General features: G+C 67.2%; 14 protein-coding genes. 6 read left to right on the top strand and 8 right to left on the bottom strand.

From position 1 onward, the window contains the following. Window positions 1-275: 275 nt before the first annotated feature. From ppx to lpxH, 5 genes are all read left to right on the top strand, one after another. Window positions 276-1,802 carry an exopolyphosphatase gene (gene ppx, locus QRO91_RS17085; protein WP_049430300.1) on the top strand — a complete coding sequence of 509 codons (1,527 nt, stop codon included), beginning with the start codon at window positions 276-278 and terminating at the stop codon, window positions 1,800-1,802. A 399-nt stretch (window positions 1,803-2,201) separates the two neighbouring features. Further along, a complete protein-coding gene (locus tag QRO91_RS17080; protein ID WP_049430302.1) occupies window positions 2,202-5,126 on the top strand; it encodes a TonB-dependent receptor domain-containing protein in 2,925 nt (974 codons plus the stop codon). A 142-nt stretch (window positions 5,127-5,268) separates the two neighbouring features. Then, entirely contained in the window at window positions 5,269-6,414 is a 1,146-nt protein-coding gene (locus tag QRO91_RS17075; protein ID WP_049430305.1) for a glycosyltransferase family 1 protein, read from the top strand. Further along, window positions 6,395-6,934 (top strand): phosphatase PAP2 family protein, encoded by a 540-nt coding sequence (locus QRO91_RS17070; protein WP_005408251.1) that lies wholly within the window; start codon window positions 6,395-6,397, stop codon window positions 6,932-6,934. The genes QRO91_RS17075 and QRO91_RS17070 overlap by 20 nt, the downstream gene beginning before the upstream one ends. Window positions 6,935-7,027: 93 nt before the next feature. Further along, a complete protein-coding gene (lpxH, locus tag QRO91_RS17065) occupies window positions 7,028-7,774 on the top strand; it encodes a UDP-2,3-diacylglucosamine diphosphatase (RefSeq protein ID WP_049430306.1) in 747 nt (248 codons plus the stop codon). 54 nt (window positions 7,775-7,828) lie between these two features. On the opposite strand, the gene QRO91_RS17060 is transcribed toward lpxH, so the two are convergent. Further along, window positions 7,829-9,082, bottom strand: a complete 1,254-nt coding sequence (locus QRO91_RS17060) for a zinc-dependent metalloprotease (RefSeq protein ID WP_049430308.1) — start codon at window positions 9,080-9,082, stop codon at window positions 7,829-7,831. A 224-nt stretch (window positions 9,083-9,306) separates the two neighbouring features. Here QRO91_RS17060 and QRO91_RS17055 point away from each other — a divergent pair, with 224 nt between their 5' ends. Next, window positions 9,307-10,764 carry a phospholipase effector Tle1 domain-containing protein gene (locus tag QRO91_RS17055; protein WP_049430309.1) on the top strand — a complete coding sequence of 486 codons (1,458 nt, stop codon included), beginning with the start codon at window positions 9,307-9,309 and terminating at the stop codon, window positions 10,762-10,764. 69 nt (window positions 10,765-10,833) lie between these two features. Here the strand turns inward: QRO91_RS17055 and QRO91_RS17050 are convergent, their stop codons facing one another. The 7 genes from QRO91_RS17050 to QRO91_RS17020 all read right to left on the bottom strand — a co-directional run. Then, a complete protein-coding gene (locus QRO91_RS17050) occupies window positions 10,834-11,658 on the bottom strand; it encodes a ferritin-like domain-containing protein (RefSeq protein ID WP_049430311.1) in 825 nt (274 codons plus the stop codon). A 9-nt stretch (window positions 11,659-11,667) separates the two neighbouring features. Beyond that, the gene (purF, locus tag QRO91_RS17045; RefSeq protein ID WP_049430313.1) at window positions 11,668-13,134 is read right to left on the bottom strand and encodes an amidophosphoribosyltransferase; all 1,467 of its coding nucleotides are present in this window, start codon (window positions 13,132-13,134) and stop codon (window positions 11,668-11,670) included. A gap of 30 nt (window positions 13,135-13,164) precedes the next feature. Next, the gene (locus tag QRO91_RS17040) at window positions 13,165-13,944 is read right to left on the bottom strand and encodes a CvpA family protein (protein ID WP_197619983.1); all 780 of its coding nucleotides are present in this window, start codon (window positions 13,942-13,944) and stop codon (window positions 13,165-13,167) included. A 46-nt stretch (window positions 13,945-13,990) separates the two neighbouring features. Further along, a complete protein-coding gene (locus tag QRO91_RS17035; RefSeq protein ID WP_285310482.1) occupies window positions 13,991-15,034 on the bottom strand; it encodes an SPOR domain-containing protein in 1,044 nt (347 codons plus the stop codon). An 81-nt stretch (window positions 15,035-15,115) separates the two neighbouring features. After that, on the bottom strand, window positions 15,116-16,387 hold the full coding sequence (folC, locus tag QRO91_RS17030; protein WP_197651054.1) for a bifunctional tetrahydrofolate synthase/dihydrofolate synthase: 1,272 nt from the start codon (window positions 16,385-16,387) through the stop codon (window positions 15,116-15,118). A gap of 41 nt (window positions 16,388-16,428) precedes the next feature. After that, window positions 16,429-17,073 (bottom strand): histidine phosphatase family protein, encoded by a 645-nt coding sequence (locus QRO91_RS17025; protein ID WP_049430321.1) that lies wholly within the window; start codon window positions 17,071-17,073, stop codon window positions 16,429-16,431. Window positions 17,074-17,286: 213 nt separating this feature from the next. Continuing rightward, window positions 17,287-18,968: S46 family peptidase (locus QRO91_RS17020; RefSeq protein WP_285310481.1), on the bottom strand; the 1,682-nt coding region annotated here is incomplete at its 5' end.

Below are 18,968 nucleotides of genomic sequence, written 5' to 3'. Positions count from 1 at the left end.
CGGCGACCAAGCCCCCATGGGTGAGGGCGCTTTGCTTGCGAAGCACTGCTTCGCAAGCGCCCGAACGCACAGCCGCCAGTGGCTGGGCCGGCCTGGGGGTTCACGGCGTCCCCTGCCATCGGACCCACCCCGCCATCCCACGGATAGCCCGCTGTTGCTGTTGCCGTTGCTCTGGCCTCTGCAGGTGCAGGGCGCAGCCCTGCCGCACTCCCCTCTTCCAAAATGTGAAGGCCACGCGGTGACGAGCACACCGCCCCTTCGGCTAACATTCGCCCATGCCGCATACCACCACGACTCCGCCCGCATTGCAGGATGGCGACCTGCTGGCCGCCATCGACCTTGGCTCCAACAGTTTCCACATGGTCATCGCGCGCTACACGCTCGGCCAGCTGCGGGTGATCGACCGCCTGCGCGAGACGGTGCGCATGGCCGACGGCCTGGATGGCAAAGGTGGCCTCTCCGCCGCTGCACGGCAGCGCGCGCTGGAATGCCTGGCCCGTTTCGGACAACGCATCCGCAATGTGCCGCCGCACCGGGTACGCGCATTGGCCACCAACACCGTACGCCAGCTGCGCTCGCCGCAGTCGTTCCTGGTCCCGGCCGAAACCGCGCTGGGGCATGCCATTGAAGTGGTCAGCGGCCGCGAAGAAGCACGCCTGATCTACCTCGGCGTGGCCCACGCGCAACCGCCCAAACCCGGCCAGCGCCGCCTGGTCATCGACATTGGCGGTGGCTCCACCGAGTTCATCATCGGCATGGGCATGCAGACCCTGGAGCGCGAGAGCCTGCAGGCCGGCTGCATCGCCAGCACCCGCCGCTTCTTCCCGGGTGGCAAGCTGAGCAAGAAGCGCTGGAAGGATGCGCTGGCCGAGATCGGCCGCGAGTTCCAGCCCTTCGCCAGCAAGTACCGCGCACTGGGCTGGCAGGAAGCCCTCGGCTCCTCGGGCACGCACAAGGCGATCAGCGAGATCTGCGCAACGATGAAGCTGAGCAAGGGCGCGATCACCGCCGAGGCCCTGCCCCAACTGCGCGACGAACTGCTGAAGGCCAAGAAGATCGACGACATCCAGTTGCCGGGCCTGTCCAGCGACCGCCGCCCGATCATTGCCGGCGGCATCCTGGTGCTGGAGGCCGCCTTCCAGGCACTGGGCCTGCAGAAACTGCTGGTCAGCAAGGCGGCGATGCGCGAAGGCATCCTGTACGACATCGTCGGCCGCGCCGGTGAGAACGACCTGCGTGACGAATCGGTGGCCGCGCTCAGCCAGCGCTACGGCATCGACACGGTACAGGCCGACCGCGTGCAGGACACCGCGCTGTCGCTGCTGGAGCAGGTGCAGGAGCGCTGGAAGCTCGACGCCGACGACGCACGCATGCTCGGCTGGGCCGCGCGCCTGCACGAACTGGGCCTGATGATTGCCCACAGCGGCTACCACGTGCATGGCAGCTACGTGCTGGAGCACTCGGACATCGCCGGCTTCTCGCGGCAGGAGCAGCAGATGCTGGCGGCACTGGTACGCAGTCATCGCCGCAGCGTGACCAAGACCGCCTTCGACCCCCTGCCCGAGCGCCTGCTGCTGACTGCACGCCGGCTGGCCGCCCTGCTGCGCCTGGCGGTACTGCTCAACCGTGCCCACGAGGACGATCCGCTGCCGGCATTGGAACTGACCGCCGACGACAACCGCCTGTCGCTGATCGTGCCGCAGGCCTTCATCGACGCCCGCCCGCTGCTCCGCGCCGACCTGATCGGTGAGACCGACGGCCTCGCCGGCCTGGGCATCCAGTTCCGTCCGTTCGTGGCCTGATCCCTACTGCCAGAGCGGCGCGTCAGAACGCGTCGCCTTAGGCCTCCTCCGCGCGTGTTCGACAAGCTGTTGAAGCTCTACGACCACGGCCCTTCGGGGCCGTGGTTTTTTTCTGTTTCCGCGCAGGTTGTCGCTCCCTGCAATTGCCATGACGCTTTCAGTCCAGAGTCGAGGCGAGGATGCTTCGTCCGTCGCTCCCACGTCGATCAGATCAATCGATTGATTCACTTCCGGTTTGTGCGGAAGCGTCATGCCGTGCCATGGCGATTTCGTCCATTTCCCATACCTCTCCCCCTCCTCCTTCACTAGGTTCGAACAACCACCGCCTGCGGTGGCGTTGGCGCAGCCCGCTTGGCCGCGCACCGAAGACTTCGAAGACTGAGAGAGAGAGAGAGACCCATGACCATCCGTATTCCCGAACTCGGGTTGGCGATCCGTCGTGCACTTGCGATGACGGCAACCACTGCCCTGGCGGCTCCTGCCTTCGCGCAGCAGGCCCCCGAAGCCACCACGCTGGACCGCATCGAGATCACCGGCTCACGCATCCGCCAGGTCGACCTGGAAACCGCACAGCCGGTGCTGACCGTCAGCCGCGCCGACATCGAGCGACAGGGCTTCAACTCCGTTGCCGACATCCTGCAGAACCTGACTGCGACCGGCAGTCCGGCATTGAGCCGCGCCAGCCCACTGAGCGCCGGCGAAGCCGCCGGCGGCAGCTACGTGGACATGCGCGGCCTCGGTGCGCAGCGCACCCTGGTGCTGGTCAACGGCAAGCGGCTGGGCATGACCACCAGCGGATACCAGGACATTTCCAGCATTCCCGCCGCTGCGGTGGAACGCATGGAAGTGCTCAAGGACGGTGCCTCGGCCATCTACGGGTCCGATGCGATGGCCGGCGTGGTGAACATCATCACCCGCCGCAACGTCGAAGGCGTCACCGCCAACGTCTATCACGGCCAATACAGTGAAGGCGACGGCGCACGCACCCAGTACGACGTGGTTGCCGGCTGGTCCAATGACCGTGCTTCCATCAGCATTGCTGCCGAACATGTCGAAGAAAAGGGCGTCTGGGCCAGGGACCGTGGCTTCAGTGCCTATACCTATACCGACCGCCACGCGGATGACGGCTGGACCACGGTCGGCCAGTGGGGCCGCATCACCGGCTTCAAGGGCCCCGGCTGCAGCAACAGCCGGGGCTGCAGCTATTCGCTCGACCGTGGCAGCCTGCCGGGTGGACCGGACAGCTTCCACCTCAGCGACAACACACCATTCACCGGTGATGTCAGCAACAGCAACGAGCAGATGCATCTGCAGACGCCGATCAAGCGCGATTCGATCTTCGTCGATGCGCGCGTGGATCTGAACGACCAGGTCCGTTTCAACACGCAGCTGGCCTACAACCGGCGCACCACCACGCGCCAGATCGCCGGCTACCCCTTCCAGTCCGGCCCAGCCGGCATCACCCCGATGTCCGCCGACAGCTGGTTCAACCCGTTCGGCAGCCACCACGGCTACGACACGCCCAGTGATGTGCATTGGAACCGCCGTACCTGGGAAATTCCTCGCGTCAGCACCAGCGATCTGACCACCTGGCAGGCCGTCGCGGCATTCGAGGGCAACTTCGAATTCGGCGGTCGCGACTTCGACTGGGAAGCGGGCTACCAGTACAACCGCAGTGAGCTGACCCAACGTGCCACCGGCAACCTGCACAAACAGCGCGTGGCCGATGCCACCGGCCCCTCGTTCTTCAACCCGGAAACCGGCAGGGTTGAATGTGGCACCCCGGAAGCACCGATTGCCGGCTGCAAGCCGTGGAATCCGCTGGTTCCGGAGGGCCAGAATGATCCTTATGGGCTGACCGGCAATCCCGAACTGCAGGAGTGGCTGTTCCCGGAAGAACTCACCCGCGGGCGCACCACCACCCGCAATCTGTTCGCCAACCTCAGCGGCAGCCTGGCCACTCTGCCGGCAGGTGAACTCGGCTTCGCAGTGGGCGCGGAGAGCCGTCGTGAGGACGGTCGCTTCATCCCCGACCCGCTGGCGCAGACCGGTGCCACCACCAACCTGGCAGCCGGCCCGACCGGCGGCAGCTACCGTGTCGACGAAGCCTACCTGGAGCTGAGCGTGCCGGTGCTGCGCGACCTCGCCGGTGCCCGCGAGCTGACCCTCAACGCGGCCACGCGGTACTCGGACTACTCCACCTTCGGCGGAACCCTCAACAGCAAGTTCGGCGTCACCTGGAAGCCCATCGATCAGCTGCTGGTCCGCGGCACCTGGGCCCAGGGCTTCCGCGCGCCAACCATCGCCAACCTTTACGGCGGCGGCTCGGAGACGTTCACCACCGGCTTCCGCGACCCCTGCGACACGGTCTACGGTGCAGCGGCCAGCAGTCCTGAAGTGCGCGCGCGCTGCGCCGCCGACATCGCCAATGCCGACACCTACCGCCAGCTCGGCCAGGGCAATGAACCCATCACCGGTAGCAGTGGACAGACGCCCCTGCCCTTCACCAACGGCTCCAATCCGGACCTGCAGCCGGAAACCTCGACCAGCCGCACGCTGGGCCTGGTCTGGAGCCCGACGTTTGCCGAAGGGCTGAACATCGCTTTGGACTGGTGGAGGATCCGCATCGACAACACCATCGTTTCCGATCATCCCAATGACATCCTCCGCGACTGCTACGAGCTGGGCATCGCCGAGCGCTGCGGCAGCTTCACCCGCGATCCGGAGCTGGGCATTGTCAACAAGCTCAACTACGGCAACCGCAACAGCGGCTTCCGCCAGGCGGAAGGCTATGACCTGGAGATTGGCCACAAGGTCGAAACCCGCTGGGGCACGTTGAGCGCCGACTGGAAGACCACCTATGTGGTCAACGCCGAAGAGAAGACCACCAACGAAGCCGGCGTACCGGCCATCCCCAGCAACGGCATCGCCACCAACGGCGGCATCGGCTTCCGCGTTCGCTCCAACGCATCGCTGGGCTGGGAGCATGGCAATCTCGGCCTGACCTGGGGACTGCGCTACTTCTCCGCGGTCAAGGAACGCTGCCTGGGCGCGGAGGATTATCCGAACGAGTGTTCCCACCCCGGCCAGCGCGCGCCGTGGTTCAGCGGTACGCGCGACTACAACCGTCGTGGATCGGTCACCTTCCATGACGTGCAGGCGCGCTACAACCTGCCATGGGACGCCACCGTTTCGATCGGTGCCAACAACGTGTTCGGCCGCCAGGGGCCGGTCATGTACAGCCAGCCGAGTTCCAACTTTTCCTATTACGGCGGCTTCGACATCGGCCGTTTCATCTATATGAAATACCAGCAGCGCTTCTGATCCACGCACCAAACACGGTGCCCACCATGGCCCCTCGGGGCCGTGGTGGCGAGGGCCCCCGACCGCGTCATCTACTGGTCGCAAAGCGGTCATATCGGCTACATCGCCAGACCCGAGCATGCCGGAAACCCGGAGGCCCGCCATGCGCTATGCCATCGTCACCGAGACCTATCCGCCGGAAGTTAACGGCGTTGCCCTCACCGTGCAGGGACTGGAGCAGGGACTGCGCAACGCCGGCCATGAGATCGACCTGATCCGGCCCCGCCAGGCCAACGAAGCGTTGGACTCCGCCCCGGGCACCCTGTTGGTTCCCGGCGCCGCCCTTCCGCGCTACCCCGGCCTGCGCTTCGGCATGCCGGCACCGATCCGGCTCGGCCGCCATTGGCAGCAGCAACGCCCGGATGCCGTCTATGTCGCCACCGAAGGCCCACTGGGCTGGTCGGCGGTGCGCACCGCACGGCGCCTCGGCATCCCGGTGGCCAGCGGCTTCCACACCCGCTTCGACGAGTACCTGCCCGATTACGGCGTGGCCTGGCTGCAGGCCGCCGCGATGCGCTGGATGCGCCGCTTCCACAACCAGGCCGATGCGACGCTGGTACCCACCCGCGAACTGCAGCAGTTCCTCGGCGAACAGGGTTTCGAACGCGTACGCCTGCTGGCACGTGCGGTCGACAGCCAGCAGTTCGATCCGAGCCGCCGTGACCCTGCGCTGCGCGAGGAGTGGGGCGTGGACGGCAACGGCCTGGTGGCGATCTACGTCGGCCGAATCGCCGCCGAGAAGAACCTCGGCCTGGCGGTGAAAGCATTCCGCCGGCTGCAGCAGATCCGTCCCAAGGCGCGCTTCGTGTGGGTGGGCGATGGCCCGGCCCGCGAAAAACTGGCGCACGAGAATCCCGACTTCATCTTCTGCGGCATCCAGCGTGGCGAAGCCCTTGCACGTCATTTCGCCAGCGGCGATCTGTTCCTGTTCCCCAGCCGCAGCGAGACCTTCGGCAACGTGACCCTTGAAAGCATGGCCAGTGGCGTGGCAACGGTGGCCTTCGACTACGGCGCTGCGCGCGAGTACCTGCGCAATGGCGAGAATGGCGCCGCAGTGGACAACGATGAGCAGTTCATCGAAGCGGCCGTGCAACTGGCCGCGGATGACGCACAGCGCCACGTGCTGGGCAACAACGCCGCACGCGCCATGAAGCGTCTGCATCCGCAGCAGGTGGTGGCGGAGTTCGACGCCCTGCTGGCCGAACTGGCCCAGTCGCGGAGGACCGGCCATGCGCACAACGCGGCTTGAACTGCTGGCCGACCGCGAGGCACGCCTGTGCCGGCGGGCCAACCACTACTGCCGACGTCGCCGCGTGCGCCGCCTGTTCGCGGTCATCAGCCGGCTCGGTGATGGTGTGTTCTGGTATGTGCTGATGGGCGCGCTGGTGCTGCTTGATGGCTTCGACGGCCTGCGCGCATCCGTGCACATGGCCGCCACCGGCCTGGCCGCGCTGTTGCTGTACAAGGGCCTCAAGCGCTGGACCCGGCGACCGCGCCCGTATGCCGCCGACCTGCGCATCCGCGCCTGGGTGGCACCGTTGGACGAGTTCAGCTTCCCTTCCGGGCATACCCTGCACGCAGTGTCGTTCACCATCGTGGCGCTGGCCTACTACCCGTGGCTGGCGCCACTGCTGGTGCCGTTCACGGCGGGCGTGGCGCTGTCGCGGGTGGTACTGGGCCTGCACTACCCGTCCGACGTGCTGGCCGCCACCGGCATCGCCATCGGGCTGGCCTCGGCCAGCCTGGCCTGGTTGCCGTTGCCGGTGTAGCCCCCGGGGGCAGATCCCTTCTCCTTTGGAGAGGGTTCTGGCCCCACGATGCCGGCGTCGCTGCCGTCATCGTTGATGCCCTAGAATGCCCGCATGACCACGCTGTTCATTTCCGACCTGCACCTGGACCCCAGCCGTCCGGAGATCACCGACCTGTTCCTGCGCTTCCTGCGCGAGCAGGCACCCGGCGCCGATGCGCTGTACATCCTCGGCGACCTGTTCGAAGCCTGGATCGGCGACGACACGCCCTCGCCCGCCGCCGATGCGGTGGCCGATGCACTGAAGGTACTGTCCGACAGTGGCGTGCCGGTGTACTTCATCCGCGGCAACCGTGACTTCCTGCTTGGCGAGGACTACGCGCGTCGCGCCGGCCTGCGCATCCTGCCCGACCCGTGCATGATCGACCTCTACGGTCGCCCGGTGCTGCTGCAGCACGGTGACCTGCTGTGCACCGATGACATTCCTTACCAGCAGTTCCGTGCACAGACCCGTGACCCGGTGTTCCAGGCACAGTTCCTGTCACAGCCGCTGGCCGCGCGTATCGCCTTCGCGCAGAAGGCGCGCGAAGCCAGCCAGGCCCGCCAGTCGGAAATGAAGCAGGGTGATCGCGCGCAGTTCGAGACCGTCACCGACGTGGCTCTGTCCGAAGTCGATGCCACCTTCGTGCGCCATGGCGTGGACACCATGATCCATGGCCACACCCATCGTCCGGCGATCCACTCGCTGCAGGCGGGTGGTCGCGCCTGCACCCGCATCGTGCTGGGCGACTGGTACGAGCAGGGTTCGGTGCTGCGCGTGGACGCCAGCGGCTGGTCGCTGGATACCCTCGCCCGCGGGTAATTCCCGCCGGCAGGAAATCCGCGGCCGCGCAAGGCGGCCGCGGACCGTACGGACTCAGCGGAAGGCCGCGATGGTGGCCTTGGTGTTGACCAGCACGCGTTGGTTGTCGGCGGTACTGGCGTTGCCCATCGGGATGCCGTTGTAGCTGATGTTCGGGTTGGACCAGTAGTTCAGGCGCGGGCAGCTGCGGGTGCAGTTGTAGGCCATGATCGTGCGCCAGCCGGTGCCGGTGGCCGGTTCATAGCGGTAGCCGTGGCCATAGGCGTAGGGCGAGGTGCTGGAGTCGGTGGCGATGTCATGCCGCGCGCTCTGCAGGTGGCCGATCTCGTGCGCGAAGGAGTAGTACCCGGTCGCGCAATCCCAGTACACCGCTGCGAACGCGGTCGATGCGGTAGAGCCAATGCCCGAAGCGAGGCCACAGTAGGCACTGTTGTTGATCAGCAGTACACCCACGTCGGCCGCCGTGTTGTTGCGGCTGGTGTGGATGCTGTCCATGAAACCATCGCTGGTGCCGCGGAAGCGGGTTAGATCAGTGGTGAAGTTGCCGGACTCGGTGTAGCTGGTGGTCTCGTAACCGGCCAGTTGCAGGGTAAGGCCAACGTTGCTGTTGGTGTAGCCCTGGTTGGACTCGGCCACCGCCAGCTGCACCAGCGACTGCATGTTGCCGCCATAGGCAGTGACCGCGGCATTGGTCGCCACCACCAGCACGCGGATCGTCGCCGGCGTGCCGGACGAAGCCTGCGCGATGCCGATGTGGTCGTTGTCGGCCATCGGGATCTTCGGCAGCTGGTTGTAATCGGCCGGGTGATCGGCCGGCATCCGCGATTCGTCCACTTCCACCAGCACGTGGCGGTTGCCCAGCGGACGCAGGCGATAGAGCTTGCCGTCCTTGCGGATCGAACCGGTGATGGTGTCGCCCGAACGCACCAGGATCAGCGAATTGCCCGGATCGTCCTGGCCGTTGGAGGTGGCCGCGGTCAGCCGGTCGGACGGCGAACGGAACTGGCCGTACCAGATGCTGCCGCCGTCGGGCAGCGCTTCGACCTTGCTGCGCACCGCCTGCACGCGCTTGCCGAGCAGCTCGAATTCCAGCTGCGGCTGCGCGGTGGCCGCCGCGTCGACACGCACTTCCTGCACCGTCGCCGTGGACGGGGTGGCCAGCAGCTTGCCCAGGGCAGGCTCACTGTTTGCCGATGCGCGGCTGATGACCGTTACCGGTTCGAACAACGGTGCCGCATGCGCGGCCGCTGCCACCGACAAACCCAACACGAGGCCACCTGCCGCTTTGCCAATCGATCTGGACAACATTGCGTCGCTCCTTGAATGATGTGAACAGCGTTGATGCAGCACGCCCGGTTTGCCGGGTTTGGCCATATGGCCTGCGCGGGTCGTGTGAATTCAATAGAAGATGGGAATGAAAATCAGGAACTGTGATCGACCGCATCTGCGTTCAGTGAGGTCAATAGCGTCACTACACTTCGCCAATACACCGCTTTCGCGCTACCGTGACGCAGCCACGACGGGGAATGCACATGGCACCATCGCAGGACACGGACGAAGATGTCGGCTTGCTGCGGATCGGCCTGTTCTTCGACGGCACCCGCAACAACGCACACAACCTGGCGCGCGGTCGCCCGCAGGTCCCGCAGCCGCGGCCGGCGCAGCTGCGGGCCGATGATGATTCGACCTACCAGAGCCGGCTGACCAGCAGCTACGACAACGGCCTGACCAACATCGCGCGCCTGCAGCAGCTGTATCCCGACAGCCGCCGTGATGCGGTGGCCGCCCCCTCGTTGTCGATCTATGTCGAAGGCGTGGGTACCCGCGATGATGCCGACGACGATCTGATCGGGCTGGCCTTCGGAGTCGGTGCCAGCGGCGTGCGGGCGAAAGTGCAGCGCGCGCTGCAGGTGCTGCTGCCGACCGCACTGGCGGAACTGTCCGCACGCTGGCAGCGACCGCTGCAGGGGGTGCAGCTGGACCTGTTCGGTTATTCACGCGGTGCTGCTGCCGCACGTGACATCGCCAACCAACTGCAGGGCTGGGACAGCGTGCGCTGGCGCCAGCTGCTGCAGACCGCCGGCCTGTCCTGCACTGCGAACTTCGCCCCCGCCACACCGGTGCTGCGCTTCATCGGACTGTTCGACACCGTAGTCGCAGTCAATGTTGGCCGCGCCGACGAGCAGCCGCAACTGGCTCTGCGCAGTGGCATCGCACGCCACGTCGTGCAGCTCACCGCGCGTGATGAACATCGCCAGCACTATGCGCTGACCAGCGTGGCACCGCCGTTCACCGAGATCGCGCTGCCCGGCGTGCATGCCAACATCGGTGGTGGCTACAACCAGCTGGAGGAAGGCCCCAAGCTGCTCAGTCGTCCACGCCGGCAACAGCTGCGTCGGCCAGCAGTGGCTGACTACCAGACGCCACCGCTGGCCCTGCTGCAGGCGACCACGGCCTACGCTGAAACTCAGGCCGATGCCGAGCGCTGGCGGCAACAGCTGGGCGTTGGGGAAAAAGAGATCTGGGTGGATGTCTGGCACCAATGGCAGCAGCAGCGCCGTGCCGGCAGCCGCAGCGTGCTGCTGTCACCGGTGCTGTATGTGACCGCTGCAGTAGTGCTGCGCCGGAGGATCGACTGGCGCTACCAGCTGATCGCACTGCAGGTGATGCAGCAGCAGGCCATCAATGCCGGCGTGCAATGGACCGCCAATGCCGCCGAAGTTCCCGGGTGGGAGCTGCCGTCGGCCCTGCAGCCGATCGCACGGCGGCTGGTCGACGGACAGGCACTGACCCAGACCCAGGAAATGCTGCTGCGCCGCCGCTACCTGATGCAGTCGGCACACTGGAATTTCGATGCGCTGGGCGACACCGCACTGACCTACGCCGCCGATGCCGGCGTCAGCGAACTGCCGTACCGGCCAGGGCCGGGGTTGTTCTACATCAATCGGCCGACCGTGGACGGCAAGCGCGTGGTGCTGCCGAATGCTTAGGAAAAGGGGGACGGAGGGGATTAAGTCGTTTGTGGCATTAACGACTTAATCCCCTCCGTCCCCTTTTTCTCAACCCGCCTGCTCGACCAGGTTGGCGAGCTCATCCGCATCGAACCCTGCCAGCAGGCGCGCTTCGATGTTGAACGGCCCGTGCAGGTAGCCGCCGGCGTACTCCACCAGCAGTTCCTTGAAACGTGTGCGCGGTTCGACACCGGCGCGATCGCAGTACCAGCGGTACCAGCGCGAACCGGCAGCGACGTGCGCCACTTCCTCGCGCAGGATCACTTCCAGCACATCGGCGGTTTCGCCATCGCCGACATTGCGCAGCTTCTCGATCATGCCCGGCGTCACGTCCAGGCCTCGCGCTTCCAGCACGCGCGGCACCAGCGCCATGCGTGCCAGGCCATCGTGCGCGGTCTTTTCGCACATTTCCCACAACCCGTTGTGCGCGGGGAAGTCGGCATAGTCGTGGCCATGCACCTGCAGGCGCTCGCGCAGCAGCATGAAGTGCCGCGATTCGTCGTCGGCGCAGCTGACCCAGTCGGCATGGAATGCCGACGGCAGGCCGCGGAAGCGGTATACCGCATCCCAGGCCAGGTCGATCGCGTTGAGTTCGATATGCGCGATGGCGTGGATGAAAGCGGCCCGCCCTTCCACACCACCCAGTCCGCGCCGCGGCACTTGGCGCGGGTGCACCAGCACCAGCTGCGTCGGCCGGCCCGGCATGCGGATCGGCTCCGGCGGTAGCGCGTCGGCGGCCACCTTCAGGCGGCCGGCACGGAACGCAGCGGCGTAGGCCTGGGTCAGCGCAACCTTGCGCAGAGGTTCGGCTTCGGCCAGGCACTGCTGCGCAGCGCGCAGCAGGTCGCCACCAACGTCGGGCACATCAACCACGCCTGGACCTCAGGCGCGGCGCTTGTGCTTGGCGTCGTCCGAACGCAGCTGCTGGATGCGCTCGAAGTAGCCCGGTTCGATGCCGGTCGGGTAATGGCCGTTGAAGCAGGACGAGTCGAAGTTGCGCAGCGCCGGGTTGCCCTCGCTCACTGCCGCTTCCATGTCTTCCAGGTCCTGGTAGATCAGCCAGTCGCAGCCCAGGTGGGCTTCGATCTCTTCCACGCTGCGGTTGTGCGCGACCAGTTCTTCTGCAGCCGGCATGTCGATGCCGTAGATGTTCGGGTAGCGCACCGGCGGCGCGGCGCTGGCCAGGTAGACCTTGCGTGCGCCCGCATCACGGGCCATCTGCACGATCTGCTGGCTGGTGGTGCCGCGCACGATCGAGTCGTCCACCAGCAGCACCACGCGGTTGCGGAACTCCAGGTGGATCGGGTTGAGCTTGCGACGCACCGACTTCACGCGTTCGCCCTGCCCCGGCATGATGAACGTACGGCCGATGTAGCGGTTCTTGATGAAGCCTTCGCGGTACTTCACCCCGAGCACGTTGGAGATTTCCAGCGCGGCATCGCGCGAGGTGTCCGGGATCGGGATGATGGTGTCGATGTCGTGGTCCGGGCGCAGGCGCAGGATCTTCTCGCCCAGCTTGATGCCCATGCGCATGCGCGCCTTGTGCACCGACACGTTGTCGATCATCGAATCCGGGCGCGCGAAGTACACGTACTCGAAGATGCACGGGGTGTGCTCGGCCGGCTCGGCGCAGATCTCCGAGAACAGCTCGCCGCGCGCGGTGATCACCAGTGCTTCGCCCGGCTGCACGTCGCGCACGCGCTGGAAGCCCAGCACGTCCAGTGCGGCCGATTCGGAGGCGACGATGTACTCGTCCCCTTCGGCATGGCTGCGCTTGCCCAGCACCAGCGGGCGGATGCCATGCGGGTCGCGGAAGGCGACCAGGCCCAGGCCCAGCACCACGCTGACCACCGCATAGCCACCCTTGCAGCGGCGGTGCACGCCGGCCACGGCACGGATGGCCGCTTCCGGGCTGAGCTGGCGCTGCTGTTCCAGTTCGTAGGCGAACACGTTCAGCAGCACTTCGCTGTCCGAATCGGTGTTGACGTTGCGGCGGTCCTGTTCGAACACCTGCTGGCGCAGCGCCTCGGTATTGATCAGGTTGCCGTTGTGGGCCAGCGCGATGCCGTACGGCGAATTGACGTAGAACGGCTGCGCCTCGTCCATGCCTTCCGAACCGGCGGTCGGGTAACGCACATGGGCGATGCCGACGCTGCCTTCCAGGGTGGACATGGTGCGGGCATCGAACACATCGCGGACCAGGCCGGTGGCCTTCTGCACGCGCAGGCGGCTGCCATTGGCGGTGGCGATGCCCGCCGCGTCCTGGCCACGGTGCTGGAGGACGGTCAAGCCGTCATACAACTGCCCGGCGACGTTCTGGTTGCCGACGATTCCGACGATGCCACACATGGTGCGAGGTCTCCGCTGGGCTGTGCCCAGTTACAAGGAAGGTGGCCGTACCTGGCCGCGGTGGTCGCCGCGCCTGCGGTCGACATTGGCCGGATCGTCCGGCTCGATACTGTCCGGCAGTGCTGGGGCGTCCGGACGCACTTCGGCCGGATCGTAGGAATCGCCCTGTTCCGCTTTTGCAGGCCGCAGCCATCCGCTGCCTGCCACTACCTGGTTGAGGATGCCATTATCGCCTGCCGCGCCCGGCTTTCCCAACCCGGCGCCTGCGTTCCTGCCCAACTCCATCAATGCAGATGGGGACAGCGCATCGGTCGGCAAGGCCTTGGGCATCAGATCGGCCCCGGGAACCTCCCAATGCGGCAGCTTGCTGTTCATCCAGGCAACGGTGGGGTTCAGCAGTGGGCGCACCGCCGAACGCTGCCAGGAAGGCTCGGCGGTCAGCGGGGTGAAACTGCCCAGCAGCAGCAGGATCGCGGCGATCAGGCCGCCACGGACCACGCCCAGCACGCCACCCAGCAGGCGATCCAGGCTCGTCAGCATGCTGCGGTGGACCAGGGCCTTGATGACCATGCCGACCACGGCGACCACGATCATCACGCCGATGCCGACGCCCAGGTAGCCACCAACGAAGTGTTCGCCGCCTGGTGCGGCCGGCGCGGCCCACCAATGGGCCGCGTCATTGCCGAAGGCGAAGGCCGCCCACGCGGCCAGCAGCCACGACAGGGTGCCGATGACGATGCCGACGAAGCCGCGCAGCATCCCCAGCAGCGCCGAGGCGGCGATCACGATCAGCAGCACCACGTCGATCATGGCGCCCCGCTCCTTCGGCGGCGCTGGCAACGGGGCTGCGCGTGGGTCATGGGTGCGGTCGCACCATGCCGGCCACGCCGACCTTGGCGGCGACCTGCGCCTTCAGCTGCTCGGCATCGGCGCGGTTGGCCACCGGCCCGACGCGGACGCGATGCAGGGTGCCCTTTTCAGTGCGCACCTGCTCGACAAAGGCGCTGAAGCCCGCGGCCGGGACCTTGTCGCGCAGGGCGTTGGCATCGTTGGCCTGGCCGAACGCGCCCAGCTGCACGGCAAAGCCGACGCCGCTGGCCGCCGGTGCGGCGGGCGTGGTCGGGGCCGTTGCCGGCTTGCTGGCGGCGGCATCAGTCTTCGGCTCCGGCTTCGGGGTTTCGGGCTTCGGCGCCGGCTTCGGCGGCTCCGGCTTGGCGGCCGGGGTGGTCGTTGCGGTCGGCGTACTCGGCGGCAGGCTTTCGCTGCGCACCGGGTTGCTGCTGGCCGACGGCGCGGTGGCTGCGGACGGGGTGCTGGCGCCTGGCGTGGCCGGTGCCGGGGTGGCTGCCACCGGGGCGCTGCTGCCCGCTGCGGCATCCAGGGTGATCACTTCGGCCTTCACATCGGCGCGGATCTTCACCGCCTGCAGGCGGGCCGCCTCGGCCTGTGCGCGATCGGCATACGGCCCGACACGCACGCGCCATGCCTGGCGCCCGTTGATGGTCGCCGTTTCGGCGAAGCCCGGCAGCTGCGAGCGTTTCAGGTAGGCGATCACTGCGTCGGCGTCGGCCTTGCTGCCGTAGGCACCGAAGGTGACCGCATAGTTGCCGGCGGCAACCGCCGGCGAGGTGTCGACAGTCGGCGGCGTGGCAGGTGCCGCAGCATCCGCAAGCGGCTTGGCCTGGCCGGTCTGCAGCCCCGTGGCGCCGCCCGCAGGGGCCACCAGCGGCAGTTCACGGGTTTCGAACTGGCCATCGGCCGGTGCATCCGGCGCGGCGATCGGCACATTGGCGACGCCGCTGTCCGGTGCGGGTCCCTTGACCAGCATCGGCAGGAAAATCACGGCCAGTGCCACCAGCACGATGGCACCAATCAGACGCTGTTTCAGAGGCGTATCCACGTGAGGCAGGCAACTGTCCGGAGATTGCCGTCGATTATACGGGTGCCGGACCGGACGGCGTCGGCGTTGGCTGAACGCGTATCAGGTGGCGCCCTGCAGCCATTGCAGGGCGGCGGCGGCGGTATGGAAGGAGCCGAACACCAGTACCCGGTCCCCACGCTCGGCCTGTGCCAGCACCTGCGCCAGCGCCTGCTCGACGCTGCCAGCCAGCAGCGCAGTGGCGGCGGCCGTGCCGGCCAGGCGTGCCTGCAGCTGGGCGGCGCTCTGCCCACGCGGGCCTTCCAGCCCGGCCAGGGTCCACTCACCCACCACGTCCTCCAGCGCCTGCACCACGCCCGCTGCGTCCTTGTCCTGCAGCGCGGCGTACACCGCCAGGGTGCGCCCGGCCGAGACCTCGGCCTTCAGCGCACGCGCGAGCTGGCCGGCGGCCTGCGGGTTGTGGCCCACGTCCACACGGATCTGCACGCCATCGCGCTCGAATGCCTGAAGCCGGCCGGAAATGCGCGCCGCTGCGACACCGGCGGCCCACGCCGCGCGCGGCACCGGCTTGTCCAGCGCGCGCAGCGCGGCAATGGCGGCGCCGGCGTTGGCCAGCTGGATCGGGCCGGCCAGCGCCGGGGTCGGCAGTTCCATGCGCAGGCCGACATCGCGCCAGCGCCAGCGCTGGGCATCGATCGGCTCGTAGAAATAGTCGCTGCCGCCACGGATCGCATTGGCGCCGACCAGGTAGGCACGGCGCAGCACACTCGACGGCGGATCGGTCTCGCCCAGGATCACCGGCTTCCAGCCACGGATGATGCCGGCCTTCTCGGTCCCGATCGCCTCGCGATCCTCGCCCAGCCATTCGGCGTGGTCGATGTCCACGGTGGTGATCACGGCCACGTCGGCGTCGATGATGTTGACCGCATCGAGGCGACCGCCCAGGCCCACTTCCAGCACCGCCAGGTCCAGCCCGGCGTCGGCGAACAACTGCAGCGCGGCCAGCGTGCCGTACTCGAAATAGGTCAGCGTGGTCTCGCCACGCGCGGCCTCGATGGCATTGAACGCAGCGACCAGCGCGGCATCGTCCACGTCCTGGCCGTCGATGCGCACGCGCTCGTTGTAGCGCAGCAGGTGCGGCGAGGTGTACGCGCCGACCTTCCAGCCGGCGGCGCGCGCGATGGCTTCGATGAAAGCCACGGTGGAGCCCTTGCCGTTGGTGCCACCGACCACGATGGTGCGCTTGGCCGGCGCGCCCAGGCCCATCGCCGTGGCCACGGCGCGCACGCGCTCCAGGCCCATGTCGATGGTCGCCGGGTGCTGGCGTTCAATGTAGTCCAGCCAGTCGGCCAGGGTGGTCGGGGTGTTCGTCACGGCAGCGGTTCCAGCAGAAGCAGTTGATGCGGGGGGATGGATCAGAGGGCGCGGTGCTTGGCTTCGCCGAAGAACGGCGTGTGGTGGGCGCAGTCGTTCAGGCGCACCACTTCCAGGCTGTCCAGGTCGGGGCCTTCGAGCAGGTTGAGCGTGGTCGGTGCCTGGCGGAAGGTCCACAGGCGGGAGATCGGCAGGCCCAGAACCTTGCACAGGATCACGCGGTTGACCGCATCGTGCGCAACCACCAGCAGGGTGTCGTGTTCGCCGAGGCCTTCGGTGGCACGCGCCAGCCCACGCCAGCTGCGCTCCAGCACCAGGCGCAGCGATTCGCCGCCGGGCATCAGCACGGTATCGGGTTCCTCGCGCCAGGCCTGCAGGCGCGACGGATCCTTTTCGTTGATTTCGCTGGCCAGCAGGCCTTCCCACTCACCGTGGGCGATTTCCTGCAGCTCCGGCTCGGTCAGCAGCATGTCGGCACGGGCGGCGCCGAGTGCCAGCTGCGCAGTGCGCTGCGCGCGCGACAGCGGCGAAGCGACGGCACGGGTGATGTCCACCGAGGCCAGCCGGGCACCCAGTGCCTGGGCCTGGGCTTCACCGATCGGCGAAAGCGGGATGTCGATCTGGCCCTGGTAGCGGCCTTCGGCGTTCCACGGCGTTTCGCCGTGACGGGCAAGCAGGATGCGCATGCGAACAAGGGGTCCTGGGGGGAGGAGGTTTCCGCGTTTCGTTCACATCCTGTGAAGTACGCGGAACAGGGATGATACCTGTTCGGCGCACCGGGCCGGGCCGGGCATGAAAAAACCCCGCGACGTGGGTCGCGGGGTTGGTAGATCCACGCCACGCGTGGATGAATTGCGCACCGGGCGTGCCGGCGTTGCCGGCCAGCGGCCGGCACTACCTTACTTCGCCAGGTTCAATTCCTTCAGCAGCTCCGGTGCCGGCGCCACCTCCTGCATGATCCACTGCATGTAGCGGCTGTCGACCGAGATCATGCGGGTCATCACCGGGTCGAACACCCAGTTGGAGCTGACCGATTCCCAGTTGCCGTCGAAGGCCAGGCCGACCAGCTTGCCGTTGGCGTCCAGCACCGGCGAACCGGAGTTGCCACCGGTGATGTCCAGGTTGGACAGGAAGTTCACCGGCACCGAGCCGATGCGCTTGTCTTCCAGGCCGCCGTAGCGCTTGGCCTTGACCGCATCGAGCAGCGCCTTGGGCGCATCGAACGGATCCACGCCGGTGTCCTTGGCGACGATGCCTTCCAGCGTGGTGAACGGGGTGTAGGCCACGCCGTCCTTGGGCTCATAGCCCATCACGTTGCCGAAGGTGATGCGCAGCGACAGGTTGGCGTCCGGGTACACGAACTCACCCTGGCTCTTCTTGTAGTCGGCCAGTGCCTGCAGGTACAGCGGGCGCGCGGTCAGCGACTCGCCTTCGCGGATCTTCTTCTGCTCTTCCTGCTTCAGCAGCGACGGCATGATCGCCACGGCGTACTGGATGGCCGGATCGCTGCTGGCTTCGAACGCGGCGCGGTCGGCCTTGAACCACTTCAGGCGCGCGTCCAGGCTGCCCAGCTCGGTGCCCGACAGCTTGGTGACCAGCGCCTTGACCGCGTTGGCATCGCTGCCGCCCAGCCAGGTGTTCAGCACGTCATTGTTGCGCTGTGCGGCCGGCAGGGCGACGTACTGGTCCAGCCAGTAGGTCTGCAGCTGCTGGTCCATCTTCGCCACGTAGCGGCGGTCCATCTGCTTCAGGCCGCCTTCCAGGGTCGGCAGGTCGCGCTGCTGGTAGCCGACTTCGCGCTCGGCGTCCGGCTTGGTGCGCTCGATCGACAGGCGATACAGGCCGATGGCGGCGCTGACCGCCTGGGTGTTGTTGAACTGGCCGACGAACAGGTCACGCTCGCGGGTGGCCTTGCTGGTGTCCAGGTGCTTGACCAGCTGCGCGTGCGCGGCCAGCGCCGGCTTGCCGGCGGCGCCCTGCTTCTTCAGCCACGCCAGCACAGCGGCTTCTTCCGCCTGCTTCTGGCCGGCCGCGTCGATGCGCTTGAAGCCTTCCAGCTGGCCCGAGTAGTTCTTGGCCACGTTGTTCATGCTGGCGGCGGTGGCGGCGTACTTCACCTTGACGTCGGCGTCGGCCTTGCCGGCCTCGTCGATCATCTTCAGCACCGCGTTGTAGTGCTTGGCGATGGTCGGGTAGGTCCAGCTGGCGGTTTCGTTGAATTCGCCGGCCAGTGCGTAGCGGTTGGTGCGGCCCGGATAGCCGGCCACCATCACGAAGTCACCGGCGCCCAGCGGCTGGTCGGTGAACTTCAGGAAGTGCTTGGGCTGGTACGGCACGTTGTCGGCCGAGAACGCCGCCGGCTTGCCGTCCTTGCCAACGTAGGCGCGGTAGAACGAGAAGTCACCGGTGTGGCGCGGCCACATCCAGTTGTCGACGTCGCCGCCGTACTTGCCGACGCTGCCCGGGGGCGCGTAGACCAGGCGCACGTCCTTGATTTCCATGTTGCGGAACAGGCGGTAGGTGTTGCCGCCGGAGAAGGTGTACAGGCGGCAGCGGAAGCCTTCCTCGGCTTCACAGGCGG

It is taken from the genome of Stenotrophomonas maltophilia group sp. Smal32, from assembly GCF_030237085.1.
In the GTDB taxonomy this organism is placed as follows: Bacteria; Pseudomonadota; Gammaproteobacteria; order Xanthomonadales; family Xanthomonadaceae; genus Stenotrophomonas; species Stenotrophomonas maltophilia_Q.
Note: the sequence above shows the minus strand (reverse complement) of the source record. Positions and strands in the feature narration are given on the sequence as shown.

Bases quoted from the DNA above. Each gene is read 5' to 3' on its own strand.
- ppx (WP_049430300.1), top strand. From the start codon at position 276: ATGCCGCATACCACCACGACTCCGCCCGCATTGCAGGATGGCGACCTG.
- QRO91_RS17080 (WP_049430302.1), top strand. From the start codon at position 2,202: ATGACCATCCGTATTCCCGAACTCGGGTTGGCGATCCGTCGTGCACTT.
- QRO91_RS17075 (WP_049430305.1), top strand. From the start codon at position 5,269: ATGCGCTATGCCATCGTCACCGAGACCTATCCGCCGGAAGTTAACGGC.
- QRO91_RS17070 (WP_005408251.1), top strand. From the start codon at position 6,395: ATGCGCACAACGCGGCTTGAACTGCTGGCCGACCGCGAGGCACGCCTG.
- lpxH (WP_049430306.1), top strand. From the start codon at position 7,028: ATGACCACGCTGTTCATTTCCGACCTGCACCTGGACCCCAGCCGTCCG.
- QRO91_RS17060 (WP_049430308.1), bottom strand. From the start codon at position 9,082: ATGTTGTCCAGATCGATTGGCAAAGCGGCAGGTGGCCTCGTGTTGGGT.
- QRO91_RS17055 (WP_049430309.1), top strand. From the start codon at position 9,307: ATGGCACCATCGCAGGACACGGACGAAGATGTCGGCTTGCTGCGGATC.
- purF (WP_049430313.1), bottom strand. From the start codon at position 13,134: ATGTGTGGCATCGTCGGAATCGTCGGCAACCAGAACGTCGCCGGGCAG.
- QRO91_RS17040 (WP_197619983.1), bottom strand. From the start codon at position 13,944: ATGATCGACGTGGTGCTGCTGATCGTGATCGCCGCCTCGGCGCTGCTG.
- QRO91_RS17025 (WP_049430321.1), bottom strand. From the start codon at position 17,073: ATGCGCATCCTGCTTGCCCGTCACGGCGAAACGCCGTGGAACGCCGAA.